The sequence below is a fragment of the Stutzerimonas stutzeri genome, assembly GCF_002890895.1.
Classification (GTDB): domain Bacteria; phylum Pseudomonadota; class Gammaproteobacteria; order Pseudomonadales; family Pseudomonadaceae; genus Stutzerimonas; species Stutzerimonas stutzeri_AB.
In genome coordinates this window covers 241,152-257,337 of sequence record NZ_POUL01000001.1, presented here as the reverse complement: position 1 = coordinate 257,337, position 16,186 = coordinate 241,152, and the positions used below count along the sequence as shown (strand labels likewise).

Annotated in this window: 17 protein-coding genes; 4 read left to right on the top strand and 13 right to left on the bottom strand. The window is 60.3% G+C overall.

Going from position 1 to position 16,186, the window contains the following annotated elements:
* Window positions 1–37: 37 nt before the first annotated feature.
* The 8 genes from CXK96_RS01190 to CXK96_RS01155 form a co-directional block, all read right to left on the bottom strand.
* On the bottom strand, window positions 38–439 hold the full coding sequence (locus CXK96_RS01190; RefSeq protein ID WP_102834688.1) for an META domain-containing protein: 402 nt from the start codon (window positions 437–439) through the stop codon (window positions 38–40).
* Window positions 436–873 (bottom strand): hypothetical protein, encoded by a 438-nt coding sequence (locus CXK96_RS01185; RefSeq protein WP_102834687.1) that lies wholly within the window; start codon window positions 871–873, stop codon window positions 436–438. Before CXK96_RS01185 ends, CXK96_RS01190 begins: the two co-directional genes overlap by 4 nt.
* A 446-nt stretch (window positions 874–1,319) precedes the next feature.
* Window positions 1,320–2,117, bottom strand: coding sequence for a dienelactone hydrolase family protein (locus CXK96_RS01180; protein ID WP_102835019.1), 798 nt, complete (start codon window positions 2,115–2,117; stop codon window positions 1,320–1,322).
* Window positions 2,118–2,310: 193 nt separating this feature from the next.
* Window positions 2,311–2,907: a cytochrome c3 family protein gene (locus CXK96_RS01175; protein WP_019341552.1), complete on the bottom strand. Its 597-nt coding sequence runs from the start codon at window positions 2,905–2,907 to the stop codon at window positions 2,311–2,313.
* A gap of 10 nt (window positions 2,908–2,917) precedes the next feature.
* Window positions 2,918–3,400 (bottom strand): nitrate reductase cytochrome c-type subunit, encoded by a 483-nt coding sequence (locus CXK96_RS01170; protein ID WP_102834686.1) that lies wholly within the window; start codon window positions 3,398–3,400, stop codon window positions 2,918–2,920.
* A gap of 11 nt (window positions 3,401–3,411) precedes the next feature.
* Window positions 3,412–5,916 (bottom strand): nitrate reductase catalytic subunit NapA, encoded by a 2,505-nt coding sequence (gene napA, locus CXK96_RS01165; protein WP_102834685.1) that lies wholly within the window; start codon window positions 5,914–5,916, stop codon window positions 3,412–3,414.
* The gene (locus tag CXK96_RS01160; protein WP_102834684.1) at window positions 5,913–6,173 is read right to left on the bottom strand and encodes a chaperone NapD; all 261 of its coding nucleotides are present in this window, start codon (window positions 6,171–6,173) and stop codon (window positions 5,913–5,915) included. Before CXK96_RS01160 ends, napA begins: the two co-directional genes overlap by 4 nt.
* Before the next feature lie 74 nt (window positions 6,174–6,247).
* A complete protein-coding gene (locus CXK96_RS01155; RefSeq protein WP_081262905.1) occupies window positions 6,248–6,418 on the bottom strand; it encodes a nitrate reductase in 171 nt (56 codons plus the stop codon).
* A gap of 286 nt (window positions 6,419–6,704) precedes the next feature.
* Here CXK96_RS01155 and CXK96_RS01150 point away from each other — a divergent pair, with 286 nt between their 5' ends.
* The gene (locus tag CXK96_RS01150) at window positions 6,705–7,889 is read left to right on the top strand and encodes an MFS transporter (RefSeq protein WP_102834683.1); all 1,185 of its coding nucleotides are present in this window, start codon (window positions 6,705–6,707) and stop codon (window positions 7,887–7,889) included.
* 12 nt (window positions 7,890–7,901) lie between these two features.
* Here CXK96_RS01150 and CXK96_RS01145 read toward each other — a convergent pair whose 3' ends face one another.
* The 4 genes from CXK96_RS01145 to CXK96_RS01130 all read right to left on the bottom strand — a co-directional run bounded on the left by CXK96_RS01145 (window position 7,902) and on the right by CXK96_RS01130 (window position 10,623).
* Window positions 7,902–8,396, bottom strand: coding sequence for a SprT family zinc-dependent metalloprotease (locus tag CXK96_RS01145; RefSeq protein WP_102834682.1), 495 nt, complete (start codon window positions 8,394–8,396; stop codon window positions 7,902–7,904).
* A gap of 54 nt (window positions 8,397–8,450) precedes the next feature.
* Complete coding sequence (locus tag CXK96_RS01140) at window positions 8,451–9,116, bottom strand: Yip1 family protein (RefSeq protein WP_102834681.1); 666 nt, start codon at window positions 9,114–9,116, stop codon at window positions 8,451–8,453.
* Window positions 9,117–9,255: 139 nt separating this feature from the next.
* Window positions 9,256–9,855 carry a Yip1 family protein gene (locus tag CXK96_RS01135; protein WP_102834680.1) on the bottom strand — a complete coding sequence of 200 codons (600 nt, stop codon included), beginning with the start codon at window positions 9,853–9,855 and terminating at the stop codon, window positions 9,256–9,258.
* 138 nt (window positions 9,856–9,993) lie between these two features.
* Entirely contained in the window at window positions 9,994–10,623 is a 630-nt protein-coding gene (locus tag CXK96_RS01130) for a DNA-J related domain-containing protein (protein ID WP_102834679.1), read from the bottom strand.
* 113 nt (window positions 10,624–10,736) lie between these two features.
* On the opposite strand from CXK96_RS01130, the gene ttcA reads away from it, so the two are divergent.
* Complete coding sequence (gene ttcA, locus CXK96_RS01125; protein ID WP_102834678.1) at window positions 10,737–11,561, top strand: tRNA 2-thiocytidine(32) synthetase TtcA; 825 nt, start codon at window positions 10,737–10,739, stop codon at window positions 11,559–11,561.
* 217 nt (window positions 11,562–11,778) lie between these two features.
* Here the strand turns inward: ttcA and CXK96_RS01120 are convergent, their stop codons facing one another.
* Complete coding sequence (locus CXK96_RS01120) at window positions 11,779–13,128, bottom strand: class II 3-deoxy-7-phosphoheptulonate synthase (RefSeq protein WP_102834677.1); 1,350 nt, start codon at window positions 13,126–13,128, stop codon at window positions 11,779–11,781.
* 118 nt (window positions 13,129–13,246) lie between these two features.
* Between CXK96_RS01120 and CXK96_RS01115 the strand changes: the two genes are divergently transcribed.
* Entirely contained in the window at window positions 13,247–13,996 is a 750-nt protein-coding gene (locus CXK96_RS01115; RefSeq protein WP_102834676.1) for a spermidine synthase, read from the top strand.
* 458 nt (window positions 13,997–14,454) lie between these two features.
* A complete protein-coding gene (locus tag CXK96_RS01110; RefSeq protein ID WP_102834675.1) occupies window positions 14,455–16,116 on the top strand; it encodes a DEAD/DEAH box helicase in 1,662 nt (553 codons plus the stop codon).
* Window positions 16,117–16,186: the final 70 nt, after the last annotated feature.

Sequence of the window (16,186 nt, the reverse complement as noted above, 5' to 3'; positions counted from 1 at the left end):
GGCACGCCACTGTCGGCATGCCCATCTTTGGCGCAGTTCAGTTCTGCTCTGGCCATACCCGCAGCGGAGCGCCTTCTGCGGGCCAGAAGCGCAGTTGATCGATCCTGGAAACGTCCCAGCGCTCTATCTGCGAGAGCAGTTCGAGGAAGTGCTGTTCCTGCTTCATGATGTGTTCAGGACACATCTTGCGCGTGCTTCCGATTTCGCTGAAGCGCAGCCTCTGACCGTCCAGCTGATAGCTGGCGAACCAGTGGTTGCAACCGGCGTTGCCGTAGGCGCGGTCTTCGCTAAAAGTCAGCGAGACAGGGTTACGGCCTACCACTGGATCGTCACCGATCCATTCGGCGATATAGGTGACTTCGTTCTGCAGGGTCAGGGGTTCAACCGAGCAGCCCGCTAGGGACAAGAAGGCCAAGCTGGCAAACAAGGCTTTGCTCACGGTTTCGCCCTCTGGCAGGCAGGGCACAGGTGACGGCCTGCGTCGTTTTTCCAGCCCAGTTCGGCGATCCGCGCTTCGGCCGCTGGGGCGCGAGCGGCTTCGCCTTTGGCGGCGTCCACGGCGAACTCGAAATCCAGCTGTTTGCCGCAGCCGTCACAGTCGACCTGCCAGTTGATGATCGCCAGTTCCTTGAAGACAGGCCCGTTCGCCACGGCCATCCACTGGCCTGGCGGATTGATCAGGTGGCGAACCTTGTCCACGGTCAGGCGCTGGTAGAGGTCACGGCTGCCCTTGAGGGTGACGATCAGGACGTCACCGGCGCGCACGTTGCCGCCGTTGCCTGTGACCTGGTAACGGCCCGGCGCCAGGGCGCGGCATTCGGTGAGGGTGTGTCCGGGATTGAGCAGGGTGTAGCGGAAATCGTGTTCGGCCATGACTCGCGATCAGTTCGAAAGGGGGAGGGGCGATGAGGTCGCAATGCTAGCACGGCATCGGCTCGGTGGGCTGTCGAGACAAGGTTTGGCGGCTCTAGTGGCGAGGTATATGTCGCGGATTCTTGGTGACCAGGTGGGTGCTGGGCGGCAGATCAGTACCGCGAATTGCAAGCAATGTAGTCGCAACCGAGACAGGTTGCGGGTGGGGCCATAGGCAACCGGTATTCGGCGACGCTAGCCCCGCACCCCAGCCCTCTCCCGAAGGGGAGAGGGGGCAGGCCGTGCAGTAGTTTCGGATGTATTGGAACTGCATCCACTAAGCCATCCTTGGCATTGGCTATCAGGAGTGGTCAATGCCTTCAGTACAACCAGAACGCTGAAGCAGAACGTTCAGCTATCCATCATCCAAGCCATTCGCAACGAGTGCCGGTGCAATCCCCGGTAAGTCATGGTCGGCTGCTATCGAATGTTTCGTCGAGAAACCGCTGCATGTCGTTCCACGAGCGTTCGGCTGCAGCTTTGTTATAGGCCACGTCGACGCCTTTTTCCTGAAACTTGTCAGCGCCTGGATTGGTGAAGCCGTGCTTGGCGCCGGGTAGGTTGACGAATTGGTAGTCGGCGCCGGCCTTGACCATTTCCGCGCTCAGGGCAGCGACGTCTTCGGCGCTGACCATGCTGTCAGCGCTGCCGTGCTCGACCAGTACACGCGCCTTGACGCTGCCCGGCGCTGCGCGGGTTTCGGTAGCCAGCGCGCCATGGAAACTGACTACACCCTCTAGCGGGACGCCCTGGCGGGCCATGTCCAGCACGACCTTGCCGCCGAAGCAGTAGCCAACGGCGGCGAGTTTGGCGCTGTCGGTCTGTTGTTGCTGTTTGAGCAGATCCAGGCCGGCGTTGAAGCGGGCTTTGGCGGCATCGGCATCGGCCAGCGCGGCTTTCATGAAGCTCATCGCGTCCTTTGGATGCTCGGTGTTCTTGCCCTCGCCGTACATGTCGATCGCCAGAGCGCTGTAACCAAGCCCGGCGAGGTCACGGGCACGGCTTTTGGCATAGTCGTTGAGGCCCCACCATTCATGGACGACCACGACCCCCGGGCGCTGGCCTTCGATTGCGTCGTCATAGGCGTAATAGCCGACCATCTTGGTGCCGTCGGCGGCGGTGTAGGGGATTTCCTGAGTTTGAATTTCAGCGTGAGCGAAGGCGCTGACAGCCATCAGGGCTGCACCGAACAGGTGATATCGCATGGTGGACTCCTTGTTGTCGTTGATGTCGAGACGATCCGATAGATAGCTGGAGTTCGACATAGCTGCAACAGGGTTGTTCAGTGCTTGAGAGAGGGCGGAACTAACTGGTTGGAAGGCCCGAGCCCGTCCCTGGGCTCAGGTTCATCGATGGCGATCCGGCGCTGTCGATGTAGATCAGCGCCGACTCTGTGGGTTACCAGCCAGGCACGCCATGCATATCCGGCAGGCGGTGGGCGATGCCCTTGTGGCAGTCGATACAGGTCGCTTCGCCTTTGCCTAGCGCTGTGGAGTGGAACTCGGCGGCGCGTTTGCTCTGGCGGGTGAAATCCATGAACTCGTAGTTGTGGCAGTTGCGGCACTCCAGCGAGTCATTGGCCTTCAGGCGACGCCATTCACGCTCGGCCATTTCCCGGCGCATGCCGAGGAATTTTTCGCGTGTGTTGATGGTGCCGAAGATCTTGCCCCAGACCTCCTTGGAGGCCTGCATCTTGCGCGCGATCTTGTCCGTCCATTCGTGCGGCACATGGCAATCCGGGCAGGTCGCACGCACGCCGGAACGGTTGGTGTAGTGGATGGTGTCCTTGATCTCCATGTACACGTTGTCTTCCATCTCGTGACAGGAAATGCAGAAGGCCTCGGTGTTGGTCGCCTCCAGTGCGGTATTGAAACCGCCCCAGAAGATGATGCCAGCTAGAAAACCCCCGAGCGTCAGGACGCCCAGGCTGTAGTGCACGCTTGGTCGGCGCAGGACGGTCCAGTAACGTTTGAGAAACGACAGTATCGACTTCATCCAGGCGTCCTCACTGTTCGTTCTGTTTGTTTTCGTGATAGAGCAGCTCGTCGATGTTCTCGAAGTTGTTCTGCACCAACGGTTTCACATCGTGCTGCACCACGTGGCACTGGGTGCAAAAGTAGCGACGAGGGGCGACGGCGCCCAGCGTCTGGCTATCGCGATCAGTAAAGTGCGTGATGCTGATCATCGGCGCCTGGGTACGCGCGCTGTTGGCGCGGCTGTGGCAGGACAGGCACTTGTTGCTGTTTTTGTCGACCTGATAGCCGCGAATGGTATGCGGAATGGTCGGTGGCTGCTCCGGATAGTTGCGCTCGCGCTTGAGGTCCTTGTTTTCCTCATCCTTGAGCGGCGGCGGGGTGAACTCCTGGGTGATGGTGCCGCCCGGCCGGCGGCCGTCCGGGGCAGGCGCATCCAGTGGGTAATCGGGCCCGGCTGCGACGGCCAGGCCAAACACCGCGAGGAGCATCAAAGGCAGTAATCGGTATTTCATGGTGACTCTCCTCAGGCGATGCTGACCACTTCGATCTTCACGGCACACTTCTTGAAGTCGGTTTGCTTGGAGATCGGGTCGGTAGCGTCGAGGGTGACCTTGTTGATCAGTTTGTTGGCATCGAAGAAAGGCACGAAGATCAGCCCCTTCGGTGGCTTGTTGCGACCACGGGTTTCGATGCGGGCCTGCATTTCACCGCGACGACTGATGACCTTGACCACACTGCCGCGACGGGCCTCGAGGTCACGCGCATCGTCGGGGTGCATGTACACCAGGGCATCGGGTACAGCCTGGTGTAGCTCATCGACACGCTGGGTCATGCTGCCGGTGTGCCAGTGCTCCAGGACGCGGCCGGTGCTGAGCCAGAACGGGTACTCTTCGTCCGGCATCTCTGCAGGTGCTTCATAAGGCAGTGCGAAGATGATCGCTTTCTTGTCCGGGTAGCCGTAGAACTGGACGCCTGAGCCTTTCTCGACGTAGGGGTCATGGCCTTCACGGTAGCGCCAGAGGGTTTCCTTGCCGTCTACGACGGGCCAGCGCAAGCCGCGCTCCTGGTGATAGCGGTCGAAGTCGGCGAGGTCATGACCGTGGCCACGGCCGAACTGGGCATATTCCTCGAACAGGCCTTTCTGCACGTAGAAACCGTAGTCCTCCGACTCTTGATTTCGATAGCCTTCCTGGATGTCCGACACCGGGAAATTGTCGACCTGACCGTTCTTGAACAGCACCTCGAACAGCGTTTTGCCCTTGAGGTCCGGTGTCTTGGCCAACAGCTCCGCCGGCCACACTTCCTCAGTGGTGAAGCGCTTGGAAAACTCCATCAATTGCCAAAGGTCGGAGCGCGCTTTGCCAGGCGGAGTGACTAGTTGATGCCACAGGTGCGTGCGACGCTCGGCGTTGCCGTAGGCGCCTTCCTTTTCCACCCACATCGCGGCGGGCAGGATCAGGTCTGCTGCCTGGGCAGATACGGTGGGGTAAACATCGGAAACGATCACGAAGGTTTCCGGGTTTCGCCAGCCCGGCAGCACCTCCTGCATGATGTTCGGCCCGGCCTGCATGTTGTTGGTGGCCTGGGTCCAGTAGACCTTGAGGTTGCCATCCTTCAGCTCGCGGCTTTGCTGCACGGCATGGAAACCGGGCTTTTCTGGGATGGTGCCTTCGGGCAGTTTCCAGATCTTTTCGGTAACGGCCCGATGCTTGGGATTGGTAACAACCATGTCCGCAGGCAAACGGTGCGAAAAGGTGCCGACTTCACGTGCCGTACCGCAGGCTGACGGCTGTCCGGTCAGCGAGAAGGGGCTGTTGCCGGGCTCGCTGATTTTCCCTGTCAGCAGATGAATGTTGTAGATCATGTTGTTCGCCCAGACCCCGCGGGTGTGCTGGTTGAAACCCATGGTCCAGAACGACATCACTTTCGTTTTCGGATCGGCATAGAGTTCGGCGAGCATCTTCAGCCGTTCTGCCGGAACACCCGATTCGCGAGCCGCACGCTCCAGCGTGTAGGGCTTGAGGAACTCGGCGTAATCTTCAAAGCTGATGTCGGTCCAACCGCCTGCGGCGGCAGCGTTCTCGGCCTTCATTTCCCGCGCATCGGTTGCGCGCAGGCCATAACCGATGTTGGTATTGCCTTTGGCGAATTTGGTGTGGTTCTTGATGAAGTCCTGATTGACTGCGCCACTCTCGATGATGTGGTTGGCGATGTAGTTGAGGATCACCAGGTCGGTCTGCGGCGTGAACACCATCGGAATATCCGCAAGATCGAAGCTGCGGTGCTCGAAGGTCGACATCACGGCGACTTTTACATGTGGCGCGCTCAGGCGTCGGTCGGTCACCCGGGTCCAGAGCACCGGGTGCATCTCGGCCATGTTCGAGCCCCAGAGCACGAACGCGTCGGCAGCTTCGATATCGTCATAGCAGCCCATGGGCTCGTCCATGCCGAAGGTACGCATGAAGCCCACGGCGGCGGAAGCCATGCAGTGACGTGCGTTCGGGTCGAGGTTGTTGGAACGGAAACCGGCCTTCATCAGCTTGCTGGCCGCATAGCCTTCCCAAACGGTCCACTGACCGGAGCCGAACATGCCGACGGCGGTGGGGCCGTGGTCCCGCAGCGCAGCCTTGTACTTCTCTTCCATGATGTCGAACGCGCGTTCCCAGCTCACTGGCTGGAATTCGCCTTGCTTGTCGTACTTGCCGTCCTTCATCCGCAACAACGGCTCAGTGAGGCGGTCGGCGCCGTACATGATCTTCGACAGGAAATAGCCTTTGACGCAGTTGATGCCGCGGTTGACCTCGGCCTTCACATCGCCATGCGTGGCGACGACGCGGTCGCCGCTGGTGGCGACCATCACGCCGCAGCCGGTGCCGCAGAACCGGCACGGCGCCTTGTGCCACTTGAGTGCCGTCGCTTGCGGATCAGTAACGAGATTGCTGGCGCTGGTAGCGATAGGCATGCCTGCCACGCTGGCGGCGATGGCCGCGGCGTTGGCTTTGGCGAATTGACGTCGTGTGAGGCTCATTCAGGCTCTCCTTCGGGGCTGAGGAGTTCGTGGTAAATCAGGGCAGCGTTGAGGACGCCGGGTAATTGTTGGATGTGGCTGATGGTGTCGAGAATGCGGCTTTCATGCTCCGCCTCGAGGACCACCACCACTTTTCCGGCGGCGCTTTCCTGATGCAGCTCTGTGCCAGGCAATAGCATCAGGTTCTGTTTCACTGCATCCATCAGCTCGGGGCGGCAGTGCACGAGCAGGCTCGCGATATGCAAGGCGTTGGTCATTTTTTGTTATGAAGCTCCGCCTGCCCGTAAACGAGCAAGCAAACATTGGAGGGAGGAGTTCAGGGCTGAGGCAATCAGCTCGGCGGGCCGGGCGGGCCAAAAAACAGCTGGCTTATCCAGACGATGAAGCCATAGCCGGATACGGTCAGGACGCTTAAAAGCGGAAATAGAAAGACCAGCAGAAAGACAAATAGCCGTGTTTCTTCCGGCTTTCCCACAGGTGCGGGATCGGTATGGTGCGGCACTACGTTCACCTTTAATCCGAGTGGCGTAGTGGGAGTCTAGTAAGCGTTCCCTGCTTAATCAAAGTCAGCTGTCTATTTGACTAAGGGCTATGGGGGCTAAAACCACTTATATTGATTTGGCGCAATGAACTGGCTCGTGCCGGAGGTGTTTCGTCCGTCGCGCTCGATCGCGATTTGCTGGATACGAGGCTCTGGGACGGTATGTAGGCAACTTGCTGATAGTAAGGTTGTGCTAGCTTGTTAGGCTTTTTTGGGCCCGTGTTGCCCGGGCGTAGAGATTGTTTTCATGTCCTGTGACTCGCTTAATTCCCACCTGAAACGCGGCACCGCAGCTTACCGTCGAGCGACCCTGGCGTTGTTCTGCGCCGGGTTCGCAACCTTTGCCATGCTCTATTGCGTGCAGCCACTGCTGCCGCTGCTGGCCTTGCATTTTTCAGTATCGGCCGCCACCAGCAGCCTGGCTCTGTCATTGACCACGCTGTCACTGGCGCTCTGCCTGTTGATTTCAGGCGGCTTGGCGGAAAGCTGGGGGCGCAAGCATGTCATGGGCGTGGCGCTCCTGTTGGCGGGCTTGCTTGGGCTTGCTTGCGCCCTGGTGGAGTCCTGGGCGCTGCTGCTTGTGTTGCGGACGTTACTGGGGCTCGCACTCAGCGGGCTACCGGCATTGGCGATGGCTTACGTGGGGGAGGAGTTCGATCCCGAATCGTTGCCAGCGGCAATGGGGCTGTATATCGGCGGAACTGCACTGGGTGGCCTCTTGGGCAGGCTCCTGTCGGGCCTGTTAAGCGATCTCGGCGGTTGGCAGCTGGCGCTTGGCGGAATTGCCGGCTTGGGTCTGGTGGCGCTGGGCGCCTTTGTCTGGCTGCTTCCCCCGTCTCGTCATTTCAAGGCTCAACCGCTGTCGCTGCGCGGGTTGCTGAGCAATTTTGCCGAGCACCTGAGCAATCCGACCCTGCGTAATCTCTTCCTTCAGGCTTTTCTGCTGATGGGCGGCTTCGTCGCCTTGTTCAACTACATTGGTTTCCGTCTGGCCGGGGCACCGTTCGGGCTTTCGTCGGCCGTTATCGGTCTGCTGTTCACCGTTTACCTGGCCGGAATATTCAGTGCCGGTTGGGCCGGGCGGCTGGTGCCACGCCTGGGTGCGAGAACGGTGCTGCAAGGCGGTGTTGGGCTGATGCTGCTGGGCGTGGGGTTGTGTTCGACACCCTGGCTGTTCGCGATTGTGGTCGGGCTGGCGCTGTTCACGCTCGGCTTCTTTGCCGCGCACGCCGTGGCCAGCGGACAGGTTGGCGTACATGCCAAGGGCGCCAAGGCGCAGGCCTCGGCGCTCTACCTGTGTGCCTATTATCTGGGCTCGAGTGTGGTGGGTTATGCGGCGGGCTATGTCTGGGAACATGCGGGATGGCTGCCGCTGATGGCGGTGCTGGCTACGCTGTTTCTGATTGCCGCCTGGCGCGCCAGGCGCCTGTAGCGCGCCGGTCGCTCAGTCGGTTCGCAGTTCGCCGCTGAAAGCCAGGGTGGCGCGGCAGCTGCGGCAGAAGTAGCGGCGCCCTTTGCGTACCAGGGCATGGCGCTGCGCTGTAAATGGAAAGTCCCGCTCGGGACAGGCGCAGCGGTAGATATAAGCGCTGGTCTGCCGACGGGTGATTGCGTAGCTATGGCAGCGATCAGGCGTGAGTTCGTACACGCCGCGCATGATCAATTGCCACTCTTCGCCATGTGGACGAATCCGGCCGCCGAACATTTGATGAGCGATCAGGTGGGCCACTTCGTGAGCCACGGTCTGCTTGAGGAAGTGCTCGCTATTTTCCTGATACAGCTGGGGATTGAATCGCAGCAAGTTGGTGTTCAGGTGCGCAACGCCGGCTTTCTGTCCACGCAGTTTGAAACTGACTTGTGGCCGCTCGAAGCGCTTGTTGAAAAAAGCTTCGGCCTGTTGGTAACAGGCTTCGACTCGCGCGTGTAGCTGATCGGGCATAGGGCCTCCGAGGAAGCCCTGAATTATGCCGCATTCCGCTTGGCTGACAACCACTCACAGCTTAGGGGGAACACGCTCTGGGAGATCATCCTGAGTTCCGTAGGCCTGGTCTTGCTGCACAGTTCGTTCATATGTGGGCGCTAGGGAGAGATTCCAGTACAGGATCGTGGTAACCATCACCGTTACTAGTGTCAGCAACGCTACCCCCCAGATTGAAGCGGCATAGAGGAAGCTCTGTGAGCTGCGTTGACGCATGAATGCAGGCAGTCCGGTAAACAGCAGGTAGGTCGAATAGATGCCGGCGATAAGCAGCACGATGGCGGCAAACCAGCGATTCGGATACAACCCGGTCAAACCGGCGAGCAAGAACGGCGTGATGACATAGGCAATGAAGCCGATGCACTGGTTGAGGTTAGGACGAACATCAAACGCACGTGCCATCCAGCGTACGAAGAAGCCCATGATCACGGTTCCGATAACGATAGCGAGATACAGCAACAGGCAGAGCTGTAAGGCGCTTGCGGTATCGAGCCGAACGCGCTCCTCATCTACCAGACTCCAGCCAACGATGGTGACGCCGATGAAAAGGCACACGGCCGGAACCAGGGCCAGCAGGAGCAGGTGCATCAGGTAGTGCAGCGAGTGAGCATCCTCCTTCTGGCGGATGGTTTCCCAGGCGCGGTCGGGCCGGGTGAACAAGCTGATGAATTCTGGGGTCATGAGGCCTCCGATGCTGACGCTTGAGCGGGTCTTGCTGGTTTAGACGCTCGAGCGCGGCAGGGATTCAACGCCATTCTGTCGCAGGCAAAAAAAACGGGCCGACGCGGAGGCCATCGCGTCGGCCCGTTTCCTGGTGACGTTAGCGTACGTAGATCGGGCCAACCCCCATGCCCCACATGATCACCGAGAGCGCCAGAATCGCGACCAGGACGACCAGTCCGACAGCCAACACTGAGCTGGAGAACAGGAAGCCCTCATCGGCGTGGATGTTCATGAAGGTCGGCAAGCCGACATAGAGCAGGTAGGTCGTATAGCAGATCGCAGCCGTACCCACGATCATGCCCAGCCAGATATGCGGGTAGAGCGCGGCCAGGCCACCGACGAACAGCGGCGTGGCGGTGTATGCGGCGAACACGATGCATTGAACGAGCGTCGGGCTGGCGTCGTAGGTGCGCGACATCCAATGGATGAAGCCGCCCATGACCGCGACCCCCGCCAGCATCGCCAGGTAAGAGAGGATGGTCAGTTGCAGTGCACTGCTTTCAGTGAGTTTGACTGCTTCGCCTCCGCCGATGCTCCAGCCAACCTGCGTTGTGCCGATGAACGCCGAGATGGCTGGAATCGCTGCCAGTACCGCCACTTCTCCAAGGTGCAGTCGGCCAACGGCGCGTTCTTCTCCGGTAATTTCCTGCCATTCCTGGCCAGGGTGAGCAAACAGTCCCCAAACGTGATTGATCATGCCAGCGTCTCCTCGGTTTTGGAGGGTCGCTTCGCCTGGCGTGCCGTCAGTTGGACGGGCGTGCGACCTTAAGTCGCAGTATAGGAAGAGGACGGTACGGCGCGCCGGGCCGGATTAGAGCATTTGGGAGCTATGAGCCTATCGGTAATAGCGTTGCAGTATTTCCATCGCCAAATTGATTGACTGCAGGCGTGTCGTACTGCCGCCCCGGTCCGGATGATGGATGCTGACCAGCTGGCGATAGCGCCGCTTGATGGTGTGCAAGCTCAATGGCGCAGCCTCCTGGTCCAGTTCGAACAGCTCCAGAGCAGCGCGCTTCTGATCTGGGTCCCAGCTTTCGTTGCACTCACCCAGATGATCGCCGCGCATGCGCGACCAGAAGCTCGCCAGCAAGCGCTCCACTTCAGCTTCATCGGTATCGCGAAGGTTGGTCATGTCGAGGTAGTAATCGCGCAGCGGATCGTTTTCGACAATGCCGCTGACCCCGGGTACGTAAGGTTGAAGCTGGACGCACAGCGGTGAGATCTGCACGGTATGGCTCGTCTCGCCCCAGAGCTGATTGCGCAAGCGATATAGCGCGTTGAACACCAGGAAATGGGTACGGAACAGCACGAGCTTGTCGAGCAGCGGAAGGTTGGGGATATGCGTGCTATGGCGGGCCTTGAGCTGTTGGATCAACTCATATTCGCTGCAGCCTTCCGGCTGTTCGCGCAGCAGCACGAGTATCTGCTCGGCCAAGTCCATTTCGGGATCGAGATCATCGTTCATGACGCAAAGCCTAGCACAAGGCCAGCGTTGCAAACGGCTGGATGGATGGGGTGGGGTACCGGTGCTTTTTGCGCGTAAAATGCGCGCCTTTCGCATCTCACCGGACTCCTGAAATGGGCAACCTCTCGGTCAACCAGAACAAACTGCAGAAGCGTCTGCGTCGCCTTGCCGGCGAGGCGGTCACTGATTTCAACATGATCGAGGAAGGCGACAAGGTGATGGTCTGCCTGTCCGGCGGCAAGGACAGCTACACCATGCTCGACGTGCTGCTGTACCTGCAAAAGGTCGCGCCGATCAAGTTCGAGATCGTGGCCGTCAACATGGACCAGAAGCAACCCGGCTTCCCCGAGCACGTGCTGCCCGAATACCTGAAGTCCATCGGCGTTGAGTACCACATCGTCGAGAAAGACACCTATTCGGTGGTCAAGGAGAAGATCCCGGAAGGCAAGACCACCTGCTCGCTGTGTTCGCGCCTGCGTCGCGGCACGCTCTACACCTTTGCTGACGAGATCGGTGCGACCAAGATGGCGCTCGGTCACCACCGTGACGACATCCTCGAGACGTTCTTCCTCAACATGTTCTATGGCGGCACGCTAAAAGCCATGCCACCCAAGCTACTTTCCGATGATGGCCGCAACGTGGTCATTCGCCCGTTGGCCTATTGCAGCGAGGCGGATATCGAAGCCTATTCCCAGATGAAAGAGTTCCCGATCATCCCGTGCAACCTATGCGGCTCGCAGGAAAACCTGCAGCGCCAGGTGGTCAAGGAGATGCTGCAGGAGTGGGAGCGCAAGTCGCCGGGCCGCGTCGAGATCATGTTCCGCGCCTTGCAGAACGTGGTGCCCTCGCAACTGGCCGATCGTAATCTGTTCGATTTCACCAGCCTGCGCATCGACAACGACGCCACGCCACGCTTCCTCGATGTGATGAGCTTGTAACGGCAGCCGCGGGCTTCAAGCCATAAGTCCCAAGCGAACGCTTGTAGGGTGGGCGGTGCACCGCTTCAGCCGACCACGGCAGTGGGGGCTTGGGAACGGTCGGATAGCGCTCCGCTGCAGTCTCGTACACCTGACTCCAGCGACTCGCGCGGTCCTTTGACGTGAGGACTGCGCCCAGCTCGCCAAACGAGCCGGGCGCACACCATCGCAGGTGATATCAGCTAGGCCGGACCTGCTTCAGCGTCTCAGCGATCATGAACGCCATTTCCAGCGACTGATCGGCGTTCAGCCTGGGGTCGCAATGGGTGTGGTAGCGGTCGGAGAGCCCGTCCTCGGTAATCGGGCGTGAGCCGCCGATGCACTCCGTGACGTTCTGCCCAGTCATTTCAATATGAATCCCGCCGGGGTAGCTGCCTTCGGCGCGGTGCACGTCGAAGAACTGCCTCACCTCGGCCAGCACTCGTGCAAAGTCCCGGGTCTTGTAGCCGCTGGAGGCCTTCATGGTGTTGCCATGCATCGGGTCGGAGCTCCACAGCACCTGACGACCTTCTTGCTGCACAGTCTGAATCAGGCGAGGCAAGCCTTCCTGAACCTTGTCTGCACCCATCCGCACGATAAGGTTCAGGCGGCCGGGATCATTCTCCGGATTGAGGATATCGATCAGGCGGATCAGTTCTTCGCTGGCCATGCTTGGCCCCACCTTCACCCCGATGGGGTTGCCCACGCCGCGGAGGAACTCCACATGGGCGCCGTCCAGCTGCCGCGTGCGGTCGCCAATCCAGAGCATGTGCGCAGAGCAGTCGTACCAACCACCGCTGAGGCTGTCCTGGCGCACGAACGCCTGCTCGTAGTTCAGCAGTAATGCCTCATGAGCAGTGAAGAAGCTGGTTTCGCGCAACTGGGGCGCATTGTCCATTCCACAGGCGCGCATGAACCTCAGCGCCTGATCAATCCGTGCGCCCAGGCGGTGATACTTCTCGGCCATCTGGGAGTTGGCGATGAAATCGAGATTCCACTGATGCACTTGGTGCAGGTCGGCGAAACCGCCTTGGGCGAAGGCGCGCAGCAGGTTCAGGCTGGACGTGGATTGGTGGTATGCCTGTAGCAGGCGCTCCGGGTCCGGCACGCGGCTTTTCTCATCGAAGCCGATACCGTTGACGATGTCGCCGCGGTACGCCGGGAGGGTCACGCCGTCGATAGTTTCGTCGCCGGAGGAACGCGGTTTGGCGAACTGGCCGGCCATGCGCCCGACCTTTACTACAGGACATCCAGCGGCGAAGGTCATCACGATTGCCATCTGCAGCAGCACTTTGAAGGTGTCGCGGATTTTTGGTGCGGAGAATTCGGCGAAGCTTTCCGCGCAATCACCACCCTGCAGCAGAAACGCGCGGCCTTGGGTGACCTCAGCGAATTGCCGGCGCAGCTCCCGTGCCTCGCCAGCGAACACCAGTGGCGGCAAACTCGCCAGCGTCCTCTCGACGCGCTGCAGATGCGCGGCGTCCGGGTATTCGGGCTGCTGCTGGATAGGTTTGGTTCTCCAGCTGGTGGGGCTCCAGGCGTGGCTCATGGAAATTGATTCCGTCCGCAAAAAGTGCCCAAATTTTACCTGATGCGACAGCTCAGCGCTGATAGCCCTTGCTAATCGGGCTGGTAAGATGCGCCGACCGGTTTGGGAGTGAGCGCAGGTGGACAAGCAGGAAGTGTTGCTGGCTGAAGTGCATGACGCGTTCGGCCTGATCCGTGTGCTGGAAGTGGGCGAGTACCGATTTCTAGAGTTCGGCGCGGCGGTCGAGCAGAGCTGCGTGTTTATCCAAGATCCGAGCTGGTTGGAGTACGACTATACGCGCGCCATGTTGATGGGCGGCTTGCTGCACGCTGCTCCGGAAACCGCGCTTTTTCTCGGGCTAGGCGCTGGCACCCTGACCCAGGCATGCCTCGAATTCCTGCCGCTGGAAGACGTCGAGGCCATCGAACTGCGGCCGGACGTGCCTGAGCTGGCGATGCGTTATATGGGCCTGCAGAACGATTCGCGGCTTTATATCCGCATTGGCGATGCAGTGGAGTTGCTGGATTCGGCCGAAGCCGCGGACCTGATATTTGTCGACCTTTATACAGACGTAGGCCCGGCGGCCGCGCACCTGGCGTGGCGTTTTCTCCAGAGCTGCCAGCAAAAGCTGAGCCCAGATGGCTGGCTGATCATCAACCAGTGGGGTACCGACGAGGACAAGCCGCTGGGTGCGGCGTTGCTTCGTGGCTTGTTTCATCGCCACTATTGGGAATGCCCGGTGAAGGAGGGCAACGTCATCCTGTTCGTGCCCGCCGATCTGGAACAGACGCTCGACGAGGCTGGCCTGCGTGAGCGCGCCGCAGCGCTGGCGCCGCGGCTGGGCTACACGCTGGATTCACTGATCGGCGCACTTAGGCCGGCGAGCTGAGCGCGCGATGAGTTACCAACCGATGCCATGCCCATGTATGGCTCACGTAAACAACAGTTCAGCACGGTGCTCTGGTAGGAGCGAGCTTGCTCGCGAAGACTAGCTCGAGCCCGTTCACTAGCCGCGCGCTCTAATAAGAGGACTTTAAGCGCATACGCTAGCGTGTTACGCGCGCGAAATCCGCTCACCGGAACCTAACTCCAAAGACAAATTACACGCACAGCTTCACAGAATTCCGGTATAGTACGCGCCGGCTGAAACCCAGCCTGCGTTCAGGTACTGCAACACACGAAGCGCTGCTTCGGCTGCTTTCCGCTTCTCGCGGCTGTCCTAGACGATTCATCATTCATTACGTTTTCGCAAACCCCGCCGACCAGGCTGCCAGGGTGACCTTCGGGTTTTGCATGGCATGCGCAGCTTCGGAACATGGGTCTTTGCGGAGCATCAGGAAAAGACCCATGACCCAGGAAATCGGCGGCTTTGCCGCACTCGGTATTCATCCCTCCGTACTCGCTGCTGTCATTGCAGTAGGTTACGAAGAGCCTTCGGCCATTCAGAGCCAGGCTATCCCGGTAATTCTCGGCGGCCACGACATGATCGGCCAGGCCCAGACCGGTACCGGTAAAACCGCAGCCTTCGCGCTGCCTATCCTCTCCAAGATCGATCCGGCCAAGCGTGAGCCACAAGCGCTGATTCTCGCACCAACTCGTGAACTGGCCCTGCAGGTTGCCACTGCGTTCGAAACGTACTCCAAGCAGATGCCAGGCGTTGGCGTCGTCGCCGTTTACGGTGGCGCTCCGATGGGGCCGCAGCTCAAGGCCATCCGCCAGGGCGCGCAGATCATCGTCGCCACCCCGGGTCGTCTGGTCGACCACCTGAGCCGTAACGGCACGCTGCTGTCGACCATCCAGTACCTCGTTCTCGACGAAGCTGACGAAATGCTCAAGCTTGGCTTCATGGACGACCTCGAAGTCATCTTCGAAGCCATGCCGGAAAGCCGTCAGACTGTGCTGTTCTCCGCGACCCTGCCGCATTCGATTCGCGCAATCGCCGAGAAGCACCTGCGCGAGCCGCAGCACATCAAGGTGGCTACCAAGACTCAGACCGTGACCGCCATCGAGCAGGCGCACCTGATGGTCCATGCTGATCAGAAGATTGCTGCCGTGCTGCGCCTGCTCGAAGTTGAAGACTTCGACGCACTGATCGCCTTCGTGCGCACCAAGCAGGCCACGCTGGATCTGGCCGCCGCGCTGGAAGCCAAGGGCTACAAAGCCGCCGCGCTGAACGGTGACATCGCCCAGAACCAGCGCGAGCGCGTGATCGAGTCGCTCAAGGATGGCCGTCTGGACATCGTTGTGGCGACAGACGTCGCTGCCCGTGGCCTCGACGTCTCGCGTATCACCCACGTATTCAACGTCGACATGCCTTACGACCCGGAATCCTACGTACACCGTATCGGCCGTACTGGTCGTGCCGGTCGTGAAGGCCGTGCCTTGCTGCTGGTCACTCCGCGTGAGCGTCGCATGCTGCAGGTCATCGAGCGCGTCACCAACCAGAAGGTGGCTGAAGCCCGTCTGCCGAATGCTCAGCAAGTGCTGGACGCGCGCATCAAGAAACTGACCAACAGTCTCGCGCCACTGGTAGCCGATGCAGAAGCCAGCCACGGCGAACTGCTCGACAAGCTGGTTGCCGATATCGGTTGCAGCCCGCGCGCCCTGGCCGCAGCTCTGTTGCGCAAGGCAACCAATGGCCAGGCGCTTACCCTGGCTGAAGTCGAGAAAGAGCAGCCGCTCGTTCCGACCAGCAGCCCGCGTGAGCGTTCGGATCGTCCTGAGCGTAGCGGTGACCGTGAGCGTCGTGCGCCGATCCCGTTGGCCGAAGGCCGTGCTCGTTGCCGCACCGCGCTGGGTGCCCGTGACGGCATCGCTGCCCGCAACCTGCTCGGCGCCATCCTCAACGAAGGCGGCCTGGCCCGTGAAGACATCGGTCGCATCCAGGTACGTGATAGCTTCAGCCTGGTCGAACTGCCGGAAGAAGGTCTCGAGCGCCTGCTGGGCAAGCTCAAGGACACCCGCGTCGGTGGCAAGCAACTCAAGCTGCGTCGCTATCGCGAAGATTGATGCCTGGATGTAGCGGCACGCGATGAGGCTGGTCCTCATCAGAAATAGAAAAGGGTGGACTTCGGTCCAC